This is a genomic window from Modestobacter sp. VKM Ac-2982, assembly GCF_026967935.1.
Lineage (GTDB): Bacteria > Actinomycetota > Actinomycetes > Mycobacteriales > Geodermatophilaceae > Modestobacter.
The window spans coordinates 110,051-129,939 of record NZ_JAPVBL010000006.1; the positions used below are offsets into that span (position 1 = coordinate 110,051).

19 protein-coding genes are annotated in these 19,889 nt (G+C 72.1%); 6 read left to right on the forward strand and 13 right to left on the reverse strand.

Annotated elements, in window-relative coordinates; all coding sequences use genetic code 11:
• The coding region (locus O2W20_RS20250; RefSeq protein WP_269185526.1) for a DUF3320 domain-containing protein at positions 1 to 710 on the forward strand (710 nt) is incomplete at its 5' end.
• Between the two features lie 36 nt (positions 711 to 746).
• Here O2W20_RS20250 and O2W20_RS20255 read toward each other — a convergent pair.
• Together O2W20_RS20255 and O2W20_RS20260 are read right to left on the reverse strand one after the other, a co-directional pair.
• On the reverse strand, positions 747 to 1,358 hold the full coding sequence (locus O2W20_RS20255; RefSeq protein WP_269173423.1) for an HD domain-containing protein: 612 nt from the start codon (positions 1,356 to 1,358) through the stop codon (positions 747 to 749).
• A gap of 95 nt (positions 1,359 to 1,453) precedes the next feature.
• Complete coding sequence (locus O2W20_RS20260) at positions 1,454 to 2,341, reverse strand: NmrA/HSCARG family protein (RefSeq protein ID WP_269173424.1); 888 nt, start codon at positions 2,339 to 2,341, stop codon at positions 1,454 to 1,456.
• 83 nt (positions 2,342 to 2,424) lie between these two features.
• Here O2W20_RS20260 and O2W20_RS20265 point away from each other — a divergent pair, with 83 nt between their 5' ends.
• Positions 2,425 to 2,913 (forward strand): MarR family winged helix-turn-helix transcriptional regulator, encoded by a 489-nt coding sequence (locus tag O2W20_RS20265; protein ID WP_269173425.1) that lies wholly within the window; start codon positions 2,425 to 2,427, stop codon positions 2,911 to 2,913.
• A 28-nt stretch (positions 2,914 to 2,941) separates the two neighbouring features.
• Here the strand turns inward: O2W20_RS20265 and O2W20_RS20270 are convergent, their stop codons facing one another.
• The 5 genes from O2W20_RS20270 to O2W20_RS20290 all read right to left on the reverse strand — a co-directional run bounded on the left by O2W20_RS20270 (position 2,942) and on the right by O2W20_RS20290 (position 6,329).
• On the reverse strand, positions 2,942 to 3,094 hold the full coding sequence (locus tag O2W20_RS20270) for a hypothetical protein (RefSeq protein WP_269173426.1): 153 nt from the start codon (positions 3,092 to 3,094) through the stop codon (positions 2,942 to 2,944).
• Positions 3,095 to 3,179: 85 nt separating this feature from the next.
• Positions 3,180 to 3,839 carry a hypothetical protein gene (locus O2W20_RS20275; RefSeq protein WP_269173427.1) on the reverse strand — a complete coding sequence of 220 codons (660 nt, stop codon included), beginning with the start codon at positions 3,837 to 3,839 and terminating at the stop codon, positions 3,180 to 3,182.
• Positions 3,840 to 3,858: 19 nt separating this feature from the next.
• Positions 3,859 to 4,848, reverse strand: coding sequence for a TIGR03557 family F420-dependent LLM class oxidoreductase (locus tag O2W20_RS20280; protein WP_269173428.1), 990 nt, complete (start codon positions 4,846 to 4,848; stop codon positions 3,859 to 3,861).
• Between the two features lie 51 nt (positions 4,849 to 4,899).
• Positions 4,900 to 5,610 carry a biosynthetic peptidoglycan transglycosylase gene (locus tag O2W20_RS20285; RefSeq protein ID WP_269173429.1) on the reverse strand — a complete coding sequence of 237 codons (711 nt, stop codon included), beginning with the start codon at positions 5,608 to 5,610 and terminating at the stop codon, positions 4,900 to 4,902.
• A 242-nt stretch (positions 5,611 to 5,852) separates the two neighbouring features.
• On the reverse strand, positions 5,853 to 6,329 hold the full coding sequence (locus O2W20_RS20290) for an NUDIX domain-containing protein (protein ID WP_269173430.1): 477 nt from the start codon (positions 6,327 to 6,329) through the stop codon (positions 5,853 to 5,855).
• 155 nt (positions 6,330 to 6,484) lie between these two features.
• On the opposite strand from O2W20_RS20290, the gene O2W20_RS20295 reads away from it, so the two are divergent.
• Positions 6,485 to 7,648 carry an RtcB family protein gene (locus O2W20_RS20295; RefSeq protein WP_269173431.1) on the forward strand — a complete coding sequence of 388 codons (1,164 nt, stop codon included), beginning with the start codon at positions 6,485 to 6,487 and terminating at the stop codon, positions 7,646 to 7,648.
• A gap of 136 nt (positions 7,649 to 7,784) precedes the next feature.
• Here O2W20_RS20295 and O2W20_RS20300 read toward each other — a convergent pair whose 3' ends face one another.
• The 4 genes from O2W20_RS20300 to O2W20_RS20315 all read right to left on the reverse strand — a co-directional run bounded on the left by O2W20_RS20300 (position 7,785) and on the right by O2W20_RS20315 (position 14,115).
• On the reverse strand, positions 7,785 to 9,197 hold the full coding sequence (locus O2W20_RS20300; RefSeq protein WP_269173432.1) for an AAA family ATPase: 1,413 nt from the start codon (positions 9,195 to 9,197) through the stop codon (positions 7,785 to 7,787).
• Entirely contained in the window at positions 9,194 to 10,366 is a 1,173-nt protein-coding gene (locus tag O2W20_RS20305) for a DUF262 domain-containing protein (protein WP_269173433.1), read from the reverse strand. Before O2W20_RS20305 ends, O2W20_RS20300 begins: the two co-directional genes overlap by 4 nt.
• Positions 10,367 to 11,287: 921 nt before the next feature.
• Complete coding sequence (locus tag O2W20_RS20310) at positions 11,288 to 12,055, reverse strand: biosynthetic peptidoglycan transglycosylase (protein WP_269173434.1); 768 nt, start codon at positions 12,053 to 12,055, stop codon at positions 11,288 to 11,290.
• A 164-nt stretch (positions 12,056 to 12,219) separates the two neighbouring features.
• Positions 12,220 to 14,115 (reverse strand): metallophosphoesterase, encoded by a 1,896-nt coding sequence (locus tag O2W20_RS20315; protein WP_269173435.1) that lies wholly within the window; start codon positions 14,113 to 14,115, stop codon positions 12,220 to 12,222.
• A 185-nt stretch (positions 14,116 to 14,300) separates the two neighbouring features.
• On the opposite strand from O2W20_RS20315, the gene O2W20_RS20320 reads away from it, so the two are divergent.
• Complete coding sequence (locus O2W20_RS20320; RefSeq protein ID WP_269185527.1) at positions 14,301 to 15,143, forward strand: hypothetical protein; 843 nt, start codon at positions 14,301 to 14,303, stop codon at positions 15,141 to 15,143.
• 58 nt (positions 15,144 to 15,201) lie between these two features.
• On the opposite strand, the gene O2W20_RS20325 is transcribed toward O2W20_RS20320, so the two are convergent.
• Both O2W20_RS20325 and O2W20_RS20330 read right to left on the reverse strand, forming a co-directional pair.
• A complete protein-coding gene (locus O2W20_RS20325) occupies positions 15,202 to 16,287 on the reverse strand; it encodes a DUF3048 domain-containing protein (protein WP_269173437.1) in 1,086 nt (361 codons plus the stop codon).
• A gap of 167 nt (positions 16,288 to 16,454) precedes the next feature.
• Entirely contained in the window at positions 16,455 to 16,862 is a 408-nt protein-coding gene (locus tag O2W20_RS20330) for a hypothetical protein (protein WP_269173438.1), read from the reverse strand.
• 402 nt (positions 16,863 to 17,264) lie between these two features.
• Here O2W20_RS20330 and O2W20_RS20335 point away from each other — a divergent pair, with 402 nt between their 5' ends.
• Positions 17,265 to 18,785 (forward strand): M20/M25/M40 family metallo-hydrolase, encoded by a 1,521-nt coding sequence (locus O2W20_RS20335; RefSeq protein WP_269173439.1) that lies wholly within the window; start codon positions 17,265 to 17,267, stop codon positions 18,783 to 18,785.
• A gap of 153 nt (positions 18,786 to 18,938) precedes the next feature.
• Positions 18,939 to 19,889, forward strand: a complete 951-nt coding sequence (locus O2W20_RS20340; RefSeq protein ID WP_269173440.1) for a threonine/serine dehydratase — start codon at positions 18,939 to 18,941, stop codon at positions 19,887 to 19,889.

Below are 19,889 nucleotides of genomic sequence, written 5' to 3' on the forward strand. Positions count from 1 at the left end.
AGCCCGTCGCGGTCGAGCCCGAGCCGGAGCCGGCACCCGTCGTGGAGCCGGCAGCCGTCGCGGAGCCGGCACCCGTCGTCGAGCCGGCAGCACCGACCATGTCCACCGGCAGGACGACGCCGAAGGCGCCGGCCAGGGTCACCCGGGCCGCCCCGACGCCGCTGGACGAGGAGCAGCCGTTCATCCCGTGGGCGCCGAAGCAGGCCGGGGACAAGCGGCAGCTGGACCGGTTGGCCGACCCCGCCGTCGCCCGACTGGTGCGCCGGGTGCTCACCGCGGGCATCAAGGCGGAAGGGCCGGTGCACCGGGACCGGCTGGCCCGGCTGACCGCGTCGGCGTTCGGGCTCTCCCGGGTGACCGAGGCCCGGCGGGACGCACTGCTGGCGCTGCTGCCGGCCAGCGCCGTCGACGGCGACTTCCTGTGGCCGGCCTCGATCGACCGGGAGACGTGGAGCTGGTTCCGCCGCCAGGCCAACAGCGCCGACCGCCCGCTGGACCAGGTGGCGCCGCAGGAGATCGCCAACGCCATGGTGGCGCTGTGCCGGGCCGGCAGCGGCCTGTCCCGCGACGTGCTGCAGCTCCGGACCCTCGAGGTCTTCGGTCACCGCCGGCGCACCGCTGCCCTGGTGCCGCTGCTCGACGCCGTGCTGGCCGGCGCCCTGGCCGCCGGGCGGCTCACCGAGCAGCCCTCCGGCCGGCTCAACGCCTGATCCCGGGGCGGCGGGGACCCGTCCCCGCCGCCCCGGTCACCGCCCCGCGTCGCCCGACCGGTCCAGCGGGTTGGCGCGGACCCGGTCGGCGAACCCGCCGGCGACGAACTGCCCCGCCAGGGACGACGGCTTGCGCCGCGCCTGCTCGGTGAAGCAGCCGAGGAACTCCTCGGCCAGACCGAGCCGCGGGAACGCCTCCAGCACCTCGGCGCGGACGTCCGCCGGCCAGTCGTCGGGACGGCGACCGGAGACGTCCAGCCCGGTGGCCAGCTCCAGCAGGTGGCCCTCCGGATCCGCGGCGACGTCGACCTCCGGCGCCATGTGCGCGACGATGACCCCCGCGGTGCGTCGCCGCCGGTCGGCGTCCCACCCGGCACCGGCACCGAAGACCCAGGCGACCGCGCCGCCGGCCTCCTCGAACGGCACGGTGGCGCTGTCGAACACGGGCGCCAGCCCGATGTCGTGCAGCATGGCCGCGACGTAGAGCAGCTCGGCGTCGAAGGCGATCCCCCGCGCCCCGCCGTACGCGGCGGCCCAGAGGTGGGCGCGTCGGCAGTGGTTCAGCAGCGCCGGCGAGTGGAACTGTTGGGCCACCTGGAGGGCGGAGGCGGCGGCGGGGGTGTCGGGGACGAGGTCGTCGAGAGCCACGGACGGCAGTCTGGCCGCCGACCGCACCCCTCGTCCCGTCCCCGACGCGAGGTGGCAGGAACCCGGCGATCACCGGCGGGATCCGCCGCATCCGGTCAGCCGGCCGGGGTCCAGCCGGTGCGCTGGAGCCAGCCGGGCAGGTCGTGCAGGTCCGGCACGAGTGCCCGGCTGGCGGCGAGGTCGCCCTGGTAGGCAGGGGTCTCGGCGAACCACCGGAACATCCGGGTCATGTCCTCGTCGCCGCCGAGCACGGCCAGCGGCAGCGCCTCGTAGCGAGCGGGCAACCCGGCTGCGGCGCCGAACGCGGCGGCGATCTGCTCGCCGGTCCGCTCGTCGCCGGCGAGCTCGATGGCGCCGCCGGGCACCCGGCCGGGCTGCTGCAGTGCGGCCGCGGCGGCGGTGCCGATGTCCTGCACGGCGACCATCTGCAACGGCACCCCGGCCGGCAGCGGCAGCCGGACGACGAGGACCCCGTCCTCGACCGTCGGCCCCTGGGCGGTCAGGTTCTCCAGGAAGAAGACCGGCCGCAGGACGGTGGCCGGCAGCCCCAGCGACGCGATGTGCTCCTCCACCCGCCGCTTGCTCTCGAAGTGCGGCACACCGGTCTCCCGCTCCGCGCCGCCGACCGAGCTGTAGACCAGGTGCCCCACCCCGGCCTCGGCCGCGGCGTCGGCGAGGGTCCGGCCGTCCTGCACCTCGCCCTCGACGCCCCGCTCATCGGCGAAGGTGGTCATCGCGAACACCCGGTCGGCGCCACGGAGCGCGGCGCGCGGCGATCCGGGGTCCCGCAGGTCGGCTTGGACGAGCTCGGCGCCGCGCGCGGCCAGTGCCCGGGCGCTGGCCTTGCCCGGGTCGCGGACCAGTGCGCGCACCCGCACGCCGGCGTCGAGCAGCGCATGTGCGGTCGCCCCGCCCTGCTGACCGGTCGAGCCGACGACGGCGACGACGGGGCTGTCGCTGCTGGAGGTGGTGGTCGTGTCCATGCTGTACTCCCTCGGACCGGGAACCGCTTCAGGCGGGTTCCTGTAGTCGGCTGACCAGTAGCCGACTGTGTTTCATTCCGGGGGTGGGCACACTGGCTCAGGAGCAGGCGCACGACGGGTCGTCGGTCGCGGCGGCCGGGCCGGTCAGCGCGCTGATCCCGACGGTCGCCCGAGCGCACCGCACGCTGGCGGGGTCGCTGCTGCGGGAGGTCGGCCTCTACCCGGGCCAGGAGCTCCTGCTGATGCAGCTGTGGGAGCGCGAGCCCCGCTCCCCCGGAGAACTCGCCCGGGCGCTGCAGGTGGAGCCGCCGACCGCGGTCAAGGCGGTGTCCAGGCTGGAGGAGGCCGGCTTCGTCCGGCGCGAGCGGTCAGCGGAGGACCGGCGGGTGGTGCTGGTGTCGCTGACCGCGAGCGGCCGCGCACTGCGGCCGCGGGTCGAGCAGATCTGGGCCGAACTCGAGCGGCGCACGGTCGGGGACCTGAGCCGGGCCGACCGCGCGCGGCTGATCGAGCTGCTGAGCTCGATCAGCCGCAACGTCGGTGACGTCGGTCCGGACCCGTACGGCCCCTGACCGCGCCCCGACGGAAGCGGTGCGCCGGTCAGCCGCGCCGGGTGGTGCCGGTGCCGCCGCTCTTCTTCCCGCGCATCGAGGAGATCGCGCTCTTGATCTTGCGCTGGTTCTCCGGCTTCTGCGCAGCCGACATGGCCTTCTTCGCCGCGGCGCCCTTGGTGAGCTTGCTGAGCATGCCCATGGTGGTCCTCCTTCGTCTCGATCAACAGCTGGTCACCTGACGGTGCCCGCACAGCTCGCGCTCAACCGGTCCCGGGCGGTCTCGTTCAGCCGGATGCAGGCCGTTCCTCGCCGGCGTCCTCCTCGGCGTCCTCCTCGTCCTCGGCCGGGGCGTCCCCCAGGCCGCTGTCGCGGGCCAACAGGTAGGTCGCCCCGCCCAGCAGCGCGCCGGCGATCACCGAGAGGACCACGACGACCGGTGGGCTCACCGGCCCGAGCGCCCAGGTGAGCAACGAGCGGGAGCGCGAGGTCGGGTCGGCCAGGACCACCCCGACGAACACCCCGGCCAGCAGACCTGCGCCGGCAGCGAAGACGCCGGCGGCCCGACCGGTCCACCCCAGGCGGTCGGCGAGCTCGCGGGCGGCCCGCACGATCCGGCCGGCCCGCAGCACCCGGAGCGCGCCGACGGCCCGGACCAGCCGCAAGAGCTGGACCGGTCCGACGGCGAGCACGATCGCCACCAGCACCGCGAAGCTGAGCGCCAGCAACCCCACGTGCCCGCGGATCCAGGCGCGTTTGTCCTCCGCCACCACCAGCAGGATGACCGCCTCGCCGACGAGCACGACGCCGCTGGCGATGTCCACCCAGCGGCCGGCGGTGCCCAGCGGTCCGCCGGCGAAGGTCAGGAACATCGCCGGCACCGAGGCCAGGGCCGCGACCAGGACGGGGAGCGCCAGACGGCGTTCCCACCGCTCCTCCCGGCTCACGGCGCACCTCGCACGGGGATCAGGACGACGGGGTCAGCGAACGCACCCGCTCGATGAGCTCGCCCTTGCAGACCTCCAGGAAACCGTCGGGGTCCGGGCCGGCGTTCTGGAAGACGATGTGGTCGAAGCCGGCGTCGACGTAGGGCTGCGCCTGCTGCACGTGCCGGTCGAGGTCCGGGCCGCAGGAGAACTGGCCCTTGACGTCGTCCAGGGTGACCGTGCTGCTGGCGGCGTCGAAGTTGACCGGGTTGGGCAGCTCGCTCATCACCTTCCAGCCGGACAGCGCCCAGCGGCTGGTCTTCAGCGCCTCCTGCGCGGCGGCGTCCTCGTCCGGCGCCCAGGCCATCGGCACCTCGGCGTACTTCGGGCCGCTGCCCCCGTGCTCGGCGTAGGCCTGGACCAGCTCGGCCTTCGGCTCGGTGGCGAACAGCCCGCTCCCGTACTGGGCCGCGAGCTTGGAGGCCCCCGGGCCGCCGCTGGCGACGGCGATCACCGGCAGCTGGTCGGGCAGGTCGAACACCCGGGCGTCCTCCAGGGTGAGGTACTTCCCCTCGTAGGACTGGTAGCCGCCCTGCCACAGCAGGTCGATGATCTCCAGCGCCTCGCGGAGCATGTGGTGCCGGATCCGGACGGCGGGCCAGCCGCCCCCGACCACGTGCTCGTTGAGCCGTTCACCGGCGCCGATGCCCAGGGTGAACCGGTTGTCCGACAGCAGCTGGACGGTGGCGGCGGCCTGGGCGATGACAGCCGGGTGGTACCGGATCATCGGGCAGGTCACGCCGGTGGCCAGGCCGATCCGCTCGGTCTTCGCCGCCATGCTGCCGAGCATCGACCAGGTGAACCCGCTGTGGCCCTGCTCCTCCAGCCACGGGTGGTAGTGGTCGCTGAGCTCGACGAAGTCGAAGCCGGCCTCCTCGGCCGCCACGGTCTGCTCGACGATCTCCGTGGGGCTGAACGCCTCGGTGGCGAGCTTGTAGCCGACCTGCATGGGGAGTCCCTCCGTCGTCACGTGCTGTCTCCGACGGCGGTGCCCGGGAGGTCGGCAGCGGAAACCGGCCGGTCAGCCGGCGACCAGGCCCCAGGGGTCGGCGGCCACCTCGTCGGCCTGGGCGCGGGTCAGCTCCCCGACGTCCACCAGCCGGTCCAGCACGTGCCCCTGCCGGGCGGCCGCCCGGTCGGGGTGCTGCACCGGGTCGTAGGCGCTCGGGGCCTGCAGCAGGCCGGCCAGCAGCGTGGCCTGGGCCCAGCTGAGCTCCTCGGGTGGCACGCCGAAGTACCCCTGCGCCGCCGCGGTGGCACCGGTGAAGCCGTGCCCGAAGTATGCGTCGTCCAGGTACATCCGGAGCACGGCGTCCTCGCTCCAGGTGCGGTCCAGCTTCAGCGCCAGCACCACCGCGGAGACCCGGTCGGTGAACCCGTTCTCCCCGCCCTCGTAGACGTTCTTCGCCAGCTGCTGGTGCAGCGTCGACCCGCCCAGGTCGACGCCGGTCAGCGCTCCACGGGCCGCCCGCACCACACCGCGCGGGTCGACGCCCGGGTGGCTGCGGAAGTGGCTGTCCTCGGTGGCCAGCACCGCCGCCGACAGCCGCGCCGGCAGTGGCCCGGACAGTGGCGGCGCTGCGGCGGCCACCAGCCGGGCATCCACCCGGTCCCGGGCGTCACCGACGTCGGGGGTCAGCTGCCAGGCCACGGCGAGGAGGAGCAGCCCGACGAGGACGAGGGCGACCACGGCCCGGACCGCACCGCGCAGCACCCGGCGCCCCCGGGACACCCGCCGTGGCCGCGGGGCCGGTGCGGGCGACCAAGTGGGCCGGGACGCCGTCGTCACCACGCCGGCCCACCGGCGGACGTCGGGGCGTGCGGTGCGGACATCGGGTGCTCCTCGGCTGGGGTGCGGTGCTCCCCCAGTCGACCGCAGTCCACCCGCGGCGCGCATCGGCCCGCGCACTGACCTCCGTCGTCCCCCCTGCACCCCCGGGCGGACCCCCTCCTCCGCTCCTGGGTGGACCCCGGTCAGCCGGGGGTGGCCAGCCGGTCCAGCAGCCGGTCCAGGAACGGCAGCTGGCCCTTGACGAGCTTGGCCCGCGCCTCCGCGACCGGGAACCACCCGGCCCGGTCGATCTCGGGGAACTGCTGGACCCGGCCCGACCGGGGCGGCCACTCCAGGTCGAAGGTGTTGCTGGTGCAGGCTGCGGCGTCCAGGTCGCCCGCCGCGGCGAAGACGGTGAGCAGCTTGCCGCTGGTCACCCGCAGCTCACCGAGATCGAGGAACTCCTGCGCCGGCACCGGCGAGCCGAGCTCCTCGGCGAACTCCCGGCGGGCCACGTCCAGTGGCTCCTCCCCCGGCCCGTGCTCGCCCTTGGGGATCGACCATCCGCCGTCGTCCTTGCGTGCCCAGAACGGGCCACCCATGTGCCCGAGCAGCACCTCGACGTCGCCGCCGCTGGAGACCCGGTGGAGCAGCACCCCGGCGCTGCGCGTGACTGGCACGCCCGGCAGCTTCGCACGGGTTCGGCCGGGTAAACCGGGTGCGGGTCCAGCCGGAGTCACGTTGACTGCCCCGGCCGCGCGGCACCACCGACTCCCCTCTGGGGCCACAGTCGCGACTTCGGCCCCAACGGAGTTCGACGAGACGGGAAGGGACCATGGAGACCATCAACGGACGGCTGCTGAGCTGGGCGTCCATCCTCGACCCCGGCGCCCGCGAGCAGGCCGAGCGGACCGCGGCGATGCCGTTCGTCCACCCGTACCTGGCGCTGATGCCCGACGCCCACCTGGGCAAGGGCGCGACCGTGGGCTCGGTCATCCCGACCGACGGCGCGATCATCCCGGCCGCGGTCGGGGTCGACATCGGTTGCGGGATGATGGCGGTGCGCACCCAGTTCGACGCCGCCGACCTGACCGGCCGCGACCTGTCCGTGCTGCACGGGCAGATCTCCCGTTCGGTGCCGCTGTCGGCCGGGCGGAACAACAAGGCGGTGCGGCCCACCGCCGAGCCCCGGGTCGCCGAGCTCCGGGCGCTCCCCGGCGTCGCCCAGGCCGACGGCGCCGCCGGCACCTGGCCGCTGCAGCTGGGGTCGCTCGGCTCGGGCAACCACTTCATCGAGGTGTCGCTGGACGAGCAGGACCGGGTCTGGCTGTTCCTGCACTCCGGCTCCCGCGGGGTCGGCAACAAGCTCGCCTCGGTGCACATCCGCCGGGCCCAGGAGCGGTGCCGCGCGCTCGGCATCGAGCTGGCCGACCGCGACCTGGCGTACCTGGAGGAGGGGACGCCGGAGTTCGACGCCTACCTCGAGGCGCTGCGCTGGGCCCAGCGGTTCGCCTGGCTGAACCGCGAGGAGATGATGGACCGGGTCGTCGACCAGCTGGGCCGGTTCCTCGACGACGACGTCCAGCGGCTGGAGACGGTGCAGTGCCACCACAACTACACCGAGCGTGAGCAGCACGACGGGCGGGACGTGTGGCTGTCCCGCAAGGGCGCGATCAGCGCCCGGAAGGGGCAGGCCGGGCTGATCCCCGGCTCGATGGGGACGGCGTCCTACGTCGTCTCCGGCCTGGGCAACCCGGCCGCGCTGATGTCGGCTCCGCACGGTGCGGGTCGCAACCACTCGCGCAACGCCGCCCGCCGGCTGTTCAGCCGGGCGGACCTGGAGCAGCGGATGACCGGGATCGCCTGGGGGCACTCCGACGCGTTCCTGGACGAGCACCCGGACGCCTACAAGCCGATCGACCAGGTGATGGCCGACGCGGCCGACCTGGTGGGGGTCCGGCACACGCTGCGGCAGGTCGTCAACGTTAAGGGCGACTGACCGGTGGTCGGCGTCTCCGTAGAACGCCGACCACCGGTCAGCTACTCGCTACTTTCGCGGCCGCCAAGGCCGTTCCAAGCATCAGCTCACTTAGCCTAGGCTTCCCCTACAAGCCGCTCGACCAGCCAGTCCCGCCTCACGCCATCGCAGCTGGCGGTTGCACTTGTTTCAGCGCCTCGATCAGATCGAGACGAAACTGTTGTCCCTCTACTGTTTGATGCAGCCAAGCGTCCCAGACCGCGTGCCGGAAGCTGGCAAGGTTCCAACCGAGTCGCGTAGCAACTTGGACGACCACGTCATGGGGGTTCCCGCCCTCAAAGATCCGATACGCCTCGGTTACGTCTGCGATATTCAGGCCGGGGACATCGACCTCGTCCTTTAGCAGAGCGGACGCGATAATCTCCTCCGGCGACTGATCTCCAGGCAGAAATAACAGGTTGCCTTGTCGCCCTTTTCGCTTCACTTGCCGCTCGTCACCATCAAGCACCCCCCACACGGCCATGGTGGCACTGGGTGACCTCGAGGGGAATAGGGCCGCGTCACGAACAGCGTCCCGATCGCCACCAACCCAGACGTCAGCCACGTCAAGATGAGTGAAGGATAGGCGGTGAAGCAAGAATAGCAACCACTGTCGAGCCGCAGCGTCCTCGACAACGAACACGATAGTCTTCGGCGCAGTCAACCTAAGCGTTGCCCAAAGTGAAGGTCGGTCCGCTACAGCCAGGGAGACGTTGACCAACCCACTCGGCCGCATGAGCAACAGATGCTCCGGGGGGGCCATCGCCAATCCGAGATAGGAATGGGAGCTTACCAGTGCAGGACACTGCTTCAGTCCAACAAAGTGTGCAATTACGTCGAGCGCCTTCTGTGCCGAATGAGGGGATAGAAAGGTCTCCGGCTCGTCGATAATCACCAGCGATGAAGCGTCCAGCTGCCGCAGGGCCCACAGCAGGGTTAGCCCCGCAAGCTCACCTTGACTGAGCTGAGGTGAGGAGAACTGGAGACCTCCTCGCTCAACGACGAAGTAGGGAACCACCTCGGGAAGAAATCCCAAAGCCCGACTGACTAGCGGGTCGCTGGGCGCCATGTCAATCAGCTGTTGATCTTCGTCGGTGGCCTCCATCTCCGCGAGCTGAATAGAGTCATAATTCCTACCAAGAAGATAGGAGGCGAGTCGCACTTCCTCCGCTCTCATAGGCGTGAGGCCAGCTTGATCGATGCGTTCACCGAGCGCCGCATCATTAGCGAAAGAAAGTCTCGTTTTCTGGATCAGCCAGAACGTGTCAACGAATTGCACTTGTCGCGACGGCCCGGGAAGCCGCAAAGATACCCCCGACACCTTTCCTTCAAGCGCGTCAGCAACTTGCGAGAGCAAGCGAGTCTTTCCTGCAGCGTTTACGCCACAGAGCACGGTCAGGCCATTTTGAAGGTCAACAACCGTGGGCTCGATGCCCGGCACGGCGAAGACTTCAAGTTGCATCGGCTGCAATGCGTCTGGCCAATCGGCTCCAACGCGGCGCCACGCATCATCCCGGGCGGCAACCTTCATGACAGCCCTCCCCATACACGGGGATCGTCGAGAAGCTGAAGGAGTTTCCACTCCAGGTCGGCAACTTCGGCTTCAGCGGATTTCAGTTGATCAAGAAGGTCGGCCACAGCCTGCCGCTCTCGCACTTCTGGCACCACCTCCGCACACAGGCGCCAAACAACCGCATCTCGGGCGACAACCGAAAGTACGTCCGTAACACGCGAGCTGGCACGATCGTTGTAGACGTCGAGATATGCGGCTGCAACATCTCGAGGCCCCAACTCCGGCGGGATGACCTCAGCACCTGGCCTTCTAACGGCCGCCCTGCCTCTCTCGATCATGCTGAGTGCAGGTCCAAGCTCAAACGAGGCTCCGTAATCTCGCACGGCCCGACAGTGAGCTAAGAGCCACGTAAGGAGAGTCGCCTTATTCAAGCGCGGCCCGAATGGGTCGAACGTTAGCGCGTCCGCCATGAGACGGATGGCGCGGTCGAGCGTGTCAATCGTCGACTCGGAGAATCCACCCTTTTTGCGATACTGATTCTCAAGCTCGCGTGGCGTAAGCGAGACCCGAAGCGTGTTCGCCTCAACGTAGGCACATGCCCGTGCGATCGTATCGTCGTAGGCCATGCGGGAATTCACAAACCCAACGGACTCAGAATGCCAACCGACGGCCTCGGCGAGCTCCACCAAGTTCTTTACCTGCCGCCGACTGTCTCCAACGAGTGCATTACGCTTCTCCGCCTGCGTCAGACCTGTCGGCAAGTTGAGCCGAAAGAACAGCTCATAGGGCTCATCTGGCTCATAGTCATACAGGCGGTAACACGACAACTTGTAGTTTTGCACGCGACGTTTCACAACGTCTGGTAGGTCCCCATAGGTTGCTCCCTCAAGATCCCACACACTGTCGTCTTCCGGGGCCCACTTACCAACGCGCAGCTGTCCCGAAACAAACGCGACGACCGCTCTTAGTCGTTGCTGTCCATCCAATACGGCAAGCTGTTCCTCAGGAAGGACAAGCAGATGCAGCGGGGGCACTGACCAGCCACGGAGGATCGTATCTATCAGGCGTTGCTGTTTGGACGCATTCCAAGCGAGTCCTCGCTGGAAGTCAGGCTGTAGATCGAGTTCCCCCTCATCGACTCGAGCGAGCAACGTCCGCAGATCTGGCTCCCAAGGCTCCAACTTCACCGATTCAGGCTATCTGGTCTCGCTCGCCGATGGCCAAGCTTGGCATAGTTCCGGTGTGGCGCCTATGAACTCGGACGCCGTTGGTAAGAAGTTGACAGTAGATGCTTGCCCGTCGGCGCGTACCGCTCGTGCCGTCAGGCCATTAGATTCACGCATCAGCTGTCAGGTGCCTAGCCAGGGAGTGACGATCGGGCTGCCCGAGGCCGGCTCGCACCCGCACCCGCACCCGCACCCGCACCCGCACGCGCGGGCGGCCTGGTCACCAGGAACCAGACCAGCTCACCAGCGAGATGCTCCAAAGTGACCCGAGCGGGGACGGGCAAGGAAAGCTCCCCGACCACCCGGCGCAACGGTCCGTCGACCACCAGAGATGAAGCGCAACCTGGCCTCCCGCAACCTCGAGCGCCCGACCATGGTCGACCTGGCCGGCCTGGCAGCGGCCGGCCAACCTGTTCTGTCTTGAGCCGCCCGCCCGGGAGCCGGTGCTCGCCGGCGACGGCCGAGTCGTTACCGGGCTCACCTCCGGGCAGGATGAGTAGCTGCTCACGCGCACACAGCTGTGGGTCTGCGTGCTGCGCGAGACCAAGCGCAACGGCGGCCGGATGACCGGGGTGGCGGCCGGATCGTGGCCGAGGTCTTGCCCGGGTCATGAAGGGCAGCCGGGGCTCGACCGTGCGGGACGCCGGCTGGCGACCCGCGCTGGGCCGGACGGCGACACGTTCCGGGTGGTCGACCTACTGATGCACGCGGTCCAGGGCGAGGTAGCGGTGATCAACCCGCTAGGCGACATGCGCCTAGCTCTGCTTACCCCCACACCACGGGCGCCCGGCGACGAGCCCGTCGTCCCCTCGGCGATGACCTGAGCCGCCCGGGTCTAGCCGTCCCGTCCCGTCCCGCGGAGCAAGGAGGCAAAGCGGCCGCTCAGCCGGCGACGATGCCCCAGTCCTCGGCGGCGATCGTGTCGGCCGCGGCGCGGGTGAGCACGCCCTCGTCGACCAGCCGGTCCAGCACGTGGGCCTGCCGCTGTGCGGCGAGGTCGGGGTGCACCAGTGGGTCGTAGGCGGTGGGCGCCTGGAACAGACCGGCCAGCAGCGTCGACTGCGCCCAGCTCAGCTGGTCGGGCGGCACCCCGAAGTAGCCCTCGGTGGCTGCGGGCAGCCCGACGAAGCCGTGCCCGTAGTACCCGTTGTCGAGGTACATCCGCAGCAGGTCGTCCTTGCTGTACGTGGCGTCCAGCTTGACGGCGAGGAGGACGGCCTCGGCCTTCTGCACCGGGCCGTTCTCCCCGTCCAGGTAGACGTTCTTGGCCAGTTGCTGCACCAGCGTCGACCCACCCTGGTCGGTGCCCGACAGCAGCCCCCAGAACGCCCGGACGGCACCGGTCGGGCTCACCCCGGGGTGGCTGGCGAAGCCGGCGTCCTCGGTGGCGAGCAGTGCCTGCACGAAGGCCGGCGCAGGCTCCACCTGCAACGCGGGCGCGTCGTTCTCGGCCAGGTGCGCCGCGACGCGGGCCGCGGCGTCGTCGACCGCCGGCGTGCTCGCCCAGCCGACGCCGAGCACGACCACGCCGAGGGCCACCAGCACCGCGCCGAGCGCACCGAGGCGGCGCGCCACCCGCCGGGGCCAGGACCGCCGGGCGGGCACGGCCTCGCCGGGCACCTGGACACGCTGCAGGGTGCCTGCGGACACCGACCGACCACCTTCCGTCCCGGCCACACCGGGCCCGGTACGGCACCGATCATGATCAGTGCCGTGGCCGGTCCCGGGGAGCCCGGACGGTGGCCCGGACGGCTCAGGGCACCGGAGTCCACCCTTCCGGGGGACCGCCGGGGCGGGGGTCCCTCAGCGGACGGTCACTCCGGCAGCGGCCAGGGACGCTCGTCGCTGATCCCGAGCTCAGTGCCGCAGCTGCGGTCGGGCTCGACGTCCTGAGGACGGAAGTAGACCGTCGAGGAGGTGACGTCGTCGCCGAAGTCCTGCGGCGAGTCCGCCGCGGGCGGGGCGACCAGCGCAGGCTGCGTCGACTCGATCGAGAAGCGGATGACCCGGGTGAACTGGCAGTCGGTGCCGACCGACACGATGCTGAACTGGATCGGCGGGCGGCCATCCCCGCGCACGATGTTGTCCAGGCCACCGGCACCGGTCGACCCCTCGACGAGGTCGATCACCCCGTCCTCGTCCTGGAGCTCGGAGCTGTCGTTCTGCCGGTGTACGTGGCCGGAGACCGTCTGCCGGACTCGGCCGGGGAGCACCTCGTGCAGCTCCTCGGCGGCGACCGGCTCGTGGACGGTGAAGACGTCGACGGTCCCCAGGTCGTCCGCTCCCCCCTGCGCTGCCTCCCCTGCCGCAGCGACGACGCCGTCCGGCACGGCCGCCCCATCGCCGACGGGGGCGCCCTGCTCCGCTGCCGCCGCACCGTCGGCCGGGACACCGTCGTCACCGGCAGCCGCGTCGCCGTCGGCGGTGATCTCCTCGTCCGCAGGTATCTCCTCGTCCTCCCGCACGCCGAGGGCCTCCCGGACCGCCTCGCGCTGCAACGGCTCCACCACGTCGGCGGCATCGGCGCCGTACCGGCCGGGGCCGCCGTAGACCCGCGGGTCCGACAGGCCGGCCACGGTGAGCCCGTAGGCCTCCACGACCCCGGCCGTCACCTCGTAGCCGTCCGCGGTGGCGACCTTGTCGCCCAGCACCGTCACCCCCGGGATGGTGCGCATGACCTCCACGGTGGCCGGGGAGTCGTGGTTGCCGGCCACCCAGAGCATCGGGGCGACGGAGGTGAGGGCGGTGATCCCCTCGAGGTAGGCCGGCGTCAGCTCCTGGCGGGTGCCGAACGCGCTCTCGTCGCCGGCGTTGATGATCAGGTCGACGTCGTAGTTGTCCGCGTACCGCGCCGCGAGCGGGTAGTTCGCCGACAGGTGCATGTCCGAGATGGTCATGATCTGCAGTGCCGTCTCCGGCGTCTGGGCGTCGTCGATCTGCGCCTGCAGAGCCGCCTGGATGCCGACCACCGAACCGAGCACGTCCAGCGCCTTGTTCGACTGGCTGTAGTAGGCGCTCAGCTCGCTGGGGAACAGTTGCGCCGCGGCGAGCGTGCCGGTCAGCTGGGAGTCGCGGACCCAGTTCGGGTTGTAGCTCAGCACTCCGTACCCGGCGACGGCCACCGTGACGGCGGCGGCACCCGCGGCCTGCAGTGCCCGGTACCGCAGCTCGTCCGGGCGGCGCGGCCGGCCCCGCAGGTAGCGGACCGACATGTTGATCGCCGCGGCGATCAGCAGACCGGCGAGGAGGCCCAGCATGAGCTCGGCGATCAGCCAGGTGGCGATCCGCGGCACCTGCGCGGCGAAGTCGGCCTGCATCCGCTCCACGAAGCCGGGCAGGTCCCCACCGGCCAGCCGGGTGAGCTGCAGGACGTCGACGTCGACCGGGCTGATGTGCACGCCGAAGGGCACGCCACTGACCTCGGGGAACTCCCAGCTGCCCAGCGTGGTGTCGGCGCTGAGCCCCGGCCGGCTGAGCAGCGTGCCCCGCACCTCGAAGGGCACGCCCTGCACGGTGGCCTCGTACGGGAACGCACGCAGCGCCGCAGCCGCACAGGCCAGCGGCAGGACCAGCCGGAGCGCCCAGCGCAGCACCACGGCGAGGACGCGGGAGGCGACCGATCCGGTGCGCCGGGCGATGTGCTCCGCCTGCTGGCGGCGGGTGAACGGAAGGGGAAGGGGGAGCTGGTCCCCACCCCGGGTGCTTGACATCGGGGTCGATTGTCCAGCCTCCCAGGACACGCCGCCCCTGCGGCTCGCCCGTCCGGCGCGTTCGGCTGGGGCCCCGGTCCAGGGAAACAGGGCCGGAGGTGACGCGCTCCCAGCCCGGCGTGGGACCCTGGACCCTGACCGACGACGACGCGCTCGCTGACTCGCCGCCGACGAACGGGGCTCCCTTGGCACTGATCACCTGCCCCACCTGCAATTCCGAGGAGATCTCGGGCAAGCCGCAGCCGGACGGCCGGCTGCTGATCCACTGCGACGACTGCGGCGCCGAGTGGTTGCGCGGGGAGACCCGCCGCGACCCGGCCCGGCCCGCCGTCCAGTCCTTCGAGTCGCTGCAGGCGGCCTTCCCGACCCCTGCCGACGTCCGTCCCGACGTGCGGGAGCGGGTGATGCTGCTGCAGTCGGAGTTCGCCATGGACCGGCCCGAGCCGGACCCGGACGTCGAGCCCTACCGCGAGCGGTACGCCACCCTGTTCAGCCGCGAGAACCTGCCGTCGGCGACGCCGGAGCAGCTGCTGCACTTCGCCAACTCCACGACCGTGGCCGACCCGGGCAACGTGTCCGGCTTCAACCGGGCGTGGAAGACCGCCGGTCCGGACAAAGCGGCCACCCAGGTGCGCGCGACCATCGAGCACCTGCTGTACGGGCCGGAGAGCCTGCGGCTCGAGGACCGGATGACCCAGCTGATCGACGGCAGCAAGAAGGGCCTGGGCTTCCCGTCGTTCAAGGAGGCGCTGCTGACGAAGGTCCTCTGCGTCGTCGAGCCCGAGCGATTCCTGCCCGTGGTGCGGTACACCGCCGCCAACGGTGGCAAGAAGGAGCTGGCCAAGACGGTGTTCGAGCTCGACCTCCCGCCGGTGGAGAAGACGGCGTGGACGAGTGGCCGGCTGGCGGTCTGGAGCAACGACCTGCTGCGCTCGCTGGTCGGCAACGACCTCCCCGACCTGCAGCAGGCAGCCCGCTTCCTGCAGTGGGCCAAGGCCCGCCCGGTGCTGTCCCGCAGCGACAGCTGACGCCCCGCAGCGACAGCTGACGCCCCGCCCCGGTCCCCGGGTGCGGGGCGTTCGGCGTTCAGCTGACGGCGACCGCGCCGCCGGAGTCGGGCACCAGCTCCACCCAGGTGTTCCCCGGGGCCAGCCGGACCGGGTTGCCGTCGGCTCCGCGCAGCACCACGCGCTCCCCGACGTCGCTCTTGACCCACGTGGCGGCGACCGTCTTCCCCCCGGTGGCGACCAGGGCCTCGCCGCCGGCGACCAGCACGGTCTCCGGCACCGCGTTGCCGGCCGGGTCGCGGGCCGCGGTCGCCCGGACGGCGACCCGGAGGACGACGACGTTGGTGGCGCCCAGCCGGGCCCCGTCGGCCTCGAGCGCCGGGGTGCTCCCCTCGGACCGCAGCCACCGGGCGTCGGTCGGGCTCCAGGTCCACTGCGGGTGGCTGATCCCGGAGAGGGTCAGCGCCAGGTTCGCCGCCGGCGTGCCGGCGGTCACCGCGGTCGCCTGGTCGACCGTGGCGGCCAGGTCGAACTGGGGAGGCGGCGCCGCCTGGTGGGCGGGGTCGGCCTGGGCGAGGAAGAGCAGCGGATCGGCGTGCACGTTGTGCGGGGCCGGGCGATCGGCCGTGCGGGAGAAGCCGCCGGCACCGGCGTCGTTGCTGAGCACCTGCAACCCGGCGTCGGCCACCGCGCCGACGTAGCCGGCCAGGCCACCGGAGAAGGCGAACAGGCCGTGCAGCGGGGCGGCGATCGCCGGGTCCATCGGGCGCACGGACCGGATCGGCCCGATCTGTGCCGGCAGGCTGGAGTGGTAGACCGCGACGTAGCGGGTGATCCCGCCCTCGACGACCTGCTCCCACACCAGGTCGGCGGCGCCCAGGCCGGTCTGCGGCCGGGCCGCGACGGAGTTCTCCACCTTCACGGCGAGCGCGGGGCGGGGGTCGACCGGGCCGCTCTCCAGCCCGGTGAGGGGCCAGAGCACCGGCGGAGGCGGCGGAGGAGGCGGTGGCGTGGTGGTCTCCGCGACGGCCGTCGTCCCGGTCGAGCCGCCACAGGCGGCAGCGCCGGCCAGGGCCACCCCCACCAGCAGTGCTGCCGCGAGAGAGCGGTGGGCGCGGCGCCGGGTCGCCCGGCCGGCGTCGGCGGAGGAACGGCGAGGGGCCACGTCGGGTGCTCCAGCGTCGGGGGGTGGTGCGGCCGCCCGGCGGGCGGTCGGGCCACCGTAGGTCGGTGCGGGGCCCGGATCGGGCTCCGCAGCGCCGACGCACCAGGCGGTGCGTCCCCCTCGTCCCACGGGCCTCAGCCGGGGGCGGGACCGGGTGCCGGCGCGCCTCAGTCGCCGCTGTAGGCGGCGACGCCGAAGTGCTGCTCGCCGCCCTCGTCCTCCTGCACCAGGACGGTGTAGGCCTGGCCACCGATGACGGCCGCACAGGTGTCGCCGTCGCACTCCACGGTCTCGACGGTGGCGCCCTGGCCGCCGACGACCGCGACGAACGCGGCCTCGGTGTCGGCGTTCGCGTCGTCGGCCTGCTGGTGGTACCAGGACAGCCCACCGATGGCGAGGGCCGCGACGATGACCGCGACCAGCACGGTGATCAGCGAGGCGGTGTGCCGGCTGACGAAGCCCGGCTCCTGCTCCTGCTGGACGGTGCCGTCGTCCGCGGGCACGACCGGGGCGGCGCCGGGCTGGGCCGGGACCTCCTGCGTGGGGTCGGCGGAGGTGGTGCTGTCGGTGCTCATCTGGTGCGTGCCTCGTCTGTTCCGGGGTGGGACGCCGTGCGGCCGTCCGTGGTGGGCCGGCAACGGCGCCGGCCAGGTCAGCGCCGAACAGTGCCACACCCTCCGGCCGATACGGGCTCCTCCCAGGGAGCTGGGACCGGGTTCACAGCGGACGGGCAGTCAGGTGGCACGACAGCACGCGCTGCGGTGTGTCGCCACGCCGTGTGTTCGTCCGCGCCGGATGCGCCGATCGGTTCGGACCCGCCGTCGTCACCTGCACGTTCGTCGTCAGGACCGCACCGACATGCGGAACCGGACCGGCTCGGGACCGCCGGCGGGCTCTCGACGCGGACGCGGGACCGTGCCTAGGTTGCCGTCACCGGCCGCCCGACGGACCTGCGGCCGCTTCCCGGAAGGACGTCCATGTCGCGCCGCACCCGCCGATCCGCCCTCACCCTGGGCACCGCCGCCGCCACCTTCGCCGGCTCGGTGCTCCTGGCCGCACCGGCCAGCGCCGGGGGCAACCCGCACCCCCACGGCTTCGCCCAGCGGGTCTCCACCGAGGAGGTCGCTGCGCACCTCGCCGCCTTCCAGGAGATCGCCGACACCCACGGCGGCAACCGGGCCAGCGGCACGCCCGGGTACGACGCCTCGGCCGACTACGTGCAGCAGCTGTTGGAGGAGGCCGGCTACCAGGTGGAGCGGCAGTACTTCGACTTCGTGGCCTCCTCCACGACGGCCCAGGCGCTGACCGTGGCCGGCGCCGCGGTCGACGTCATCGCGATGGAGTACTCACCGTCGGGCACGGTCACCGGGGCGCTCTCGGCGCTGGCCGCCGACGACGCGACGCCGGGCTGCGAGGCCGCCGACTACCCGGAGACGGTAGCCGGCACGGTCGTCCTGGTCTCCCGCGGCACCTGCTCCTTCACGGTCAAGCAGCAGCTGGCCACCGCGGCCGGCGCGGTGGGCGTCCTGGTCTACAACAACGTCGCCGACGAGCCGCTGAACGGCACCCTGGGCGAGGCCGTCCCCGGCGCCCCGGCCGGCGGGCTCACCCAGGCGGCCGGGCAGGCGCTGCTCGGCCAGGTGGGGCAGCAGGCCACCCTCGACATCCAGGTCGAGGTCACCGAGACCGCCACCTCCAACGTCATCGCCCAGACCCCCTACGGCGACACCGAGAACGTGATCATGCTCGGCGCCCACCTGGACTCGGTCCCCGACGGCCCCGGCATCAACGACAACGCCACCGGCTCGGCCGGCATCCTGCAGACCGCGCTCGAGCTCGCCGAGGTGAAGCCGACGCAGAACGCGGTGCGGTTCGCCTGGTGGGGCGCGGAGGAGTCCGGGCTGATCGGCTCCTGGGAGTACGTCGAGTCGCTGACCGAGGCCGAGCGCGGGCAGATCGCCGGGTACCTCAACTTCGACATGATCGGGTCGCCGAACCACATCATCGGGGTGTACGACGCCGACGAGTCGACGTACACCGCACCGGTCGCGGTGCCGGAGGGGTCGGCCTCGCTGGAGCAGGTCTTCACGGGCTACTTCGACCGCACCCAGCAGCCCTGGGTCGACACCGAGTTCTCCGGCCGGTCGGACTACCAGGGCTTCATCGAGTACGGCATCCCGGCCACCGGGCTGTTCACCGGCGCCGACGACATCAAGACCCCCGAGGAGGTCGCGCTCTTCGGCGGCACCGCCGGGATCCCGCACGACCCGAACTACCACTCCCCCGCCGACGACCTCAGCAACGTCGACCTGACCGCACTGGGCATCAACAGCCAGGCGATCGCCTTCGCCACGCTGTCGCTGGCCCAGGACCCCACCCCGCTGGACCTGACCGACAACCACCCGGGCAAGGGCAAGGGCAAGGACAAGGGCAAGGGCACGGGCCACGACCGCGGGCAGGGCAACGGCGGCGACCGGAGCACCGACGTGGCGGCCTGACCTCCGCTGCTCCACCTGCGGGGCCGGACACCAGCTGGTGTCCGGCCCCGCTGCCGTCCCCGCCCGGTCGTGTCCCGCCCGGTCGTGGCAGCCGGTCGCGGGGGGATAGCGTGCGGGAGCCGCCGCTCCCGGACGGCCGGAGGAGGATGCCGCATGACGATCACCCGGTCCGACGTCCGGCAGGCGGCCGCCCGGATCGCGCCGTTCGTCCGGCGGACTCCGGTCGTCGTCCTGGCCGGCTCCGGCCTGGGGCTGCCGCACGACGTCGTCGTCAAGCTCGAGCAGCTCCAGCACTCCGGGTCGTTCAAGGCGCGCGGGGCGTTCAACACGCTGCTGTCCGCCGACGTCCCGGCCACCGGGGTGATCGCCGCCTCCGGCGGCAACCACGGCGCAGCCGTCGCGTACGCCGCCCAGCGGCTCGGGCACCGGGCGACGATCTTCGTCCCCGCCGCCGCACCGGAGGCGAAGCTGGCGCGGATCCGGCGCTACGGCGCCGACGTGGTGGCGGTCGGCCGCGACTACGCCGAGGCGTACCGGGCCAGCGCCGAGGAGGAGTCCCGCACCGGGGCACTGCGGGTGCACGCCTACGACCAGCCCGAGGTGGTCGCCGGGCAGGGGACGGTCGCCGCCGAGCTCAGCGAGCAGGCACCCGACCTGGACACGGTGCTCATCGCCGTCGGCGGCGGCGGGCTGATCGCCGGCTGCGCCAGTTGGTACACCGACAGCCTGCGCGTGGTCGGGGTCGAGCCGGAGCGGGCGCCGACGCTGCACGCCGCACGGGCGGCCGGGCACCCGGTGGACGTCGAGGTGGGCGGGCTGGCCGCCGACGCCCTCGGCGCCCGCCGGCTGGGCGCCATCGCCGCCGAGGTCGCCGCCCGGCACGTCGACGAGGCCGTGCTGGTGCCCGACGAGGCGATCCGGGAGGCCCAGCGGCTGCTCTGGGAGGAGCTGCGGGTGCTCGCCGAACCCGGCGGGGCGACGGCGCTGGCCGCCCTGCTGTCCGGCGCGCACGTCGCTGCCGCCGGGGACCGGGTGGGCGTCGTGGTGTGCGGGGCGAACCTGGACCCGGCGTCCTGGTCGGTGCTGCCCGAGACGGGGGTCTGA

What these genes read in the sequence shown, in the direction of transcription:
- O2W20_RS20270 (WP_269173426.1), bottom strand. Translation starts at nt 3,094, where the DNA reads ATGGGCATGCTCAGCAAGCTCACCAAGGGCGCCGCGGCGAAGAAGGCC.
- O2W20_RS20315 (WP_269173435.1), bottom strand. Translation starts at nt 14,115, where the DNA reads ATGTCAAGCACCCGGGGTGGGGACCAGCTCCCCCTTCCCCTTCCGTTC.
- O2W20_RS20340 (WP_269173440.1), top strand. Translation starts at nt 18,939, where the DNA reads ATGACGATCACCCGGTCCGACGTCCGGCAGGCGGCCGCCCGGATCGCG.
- O2W20_RS20335 (WP_269173439.1), top strand. Translation starts at nt 17,265, where the DNA reads ATGTCGCGCCGCACCCGCCGATCCGCCCTCACCCTGGGCACCGCCGCC.
- O2W20_RS20300 (WP_269173432.1), bottom strand. Translation starts at nt 9,197, where the DNA reads ATGAAGGTTGCCGCCCGGGATGATGCGTGGCGCCGCGTTGGAGCCGAT.
- O2W20_RS20260 (WP_269173424.1), bottom strand. Translation starts at nt 2,341, where the DNA reads ATGGACACGACCACCACCTCCAGCAGCGACAGCCCCGTCGTCGCCGTC.
- O2W20_RS20330 (WP_269173438.1), bottom strand. Translation starts at nt 16,862, where the DNA reads ATGAGCACCGACAGCACCACCTCCGCCGACCCCACGCAGGAGGTCCCG.
- O2W20_RS20295 (WP_269173431.1), top strand. Translation starts at nt 6,485, where the DNA reads ATGGAGACCATCAACGGACGGCTGCTGAGCTGGGCGTCCATCCTCGAC.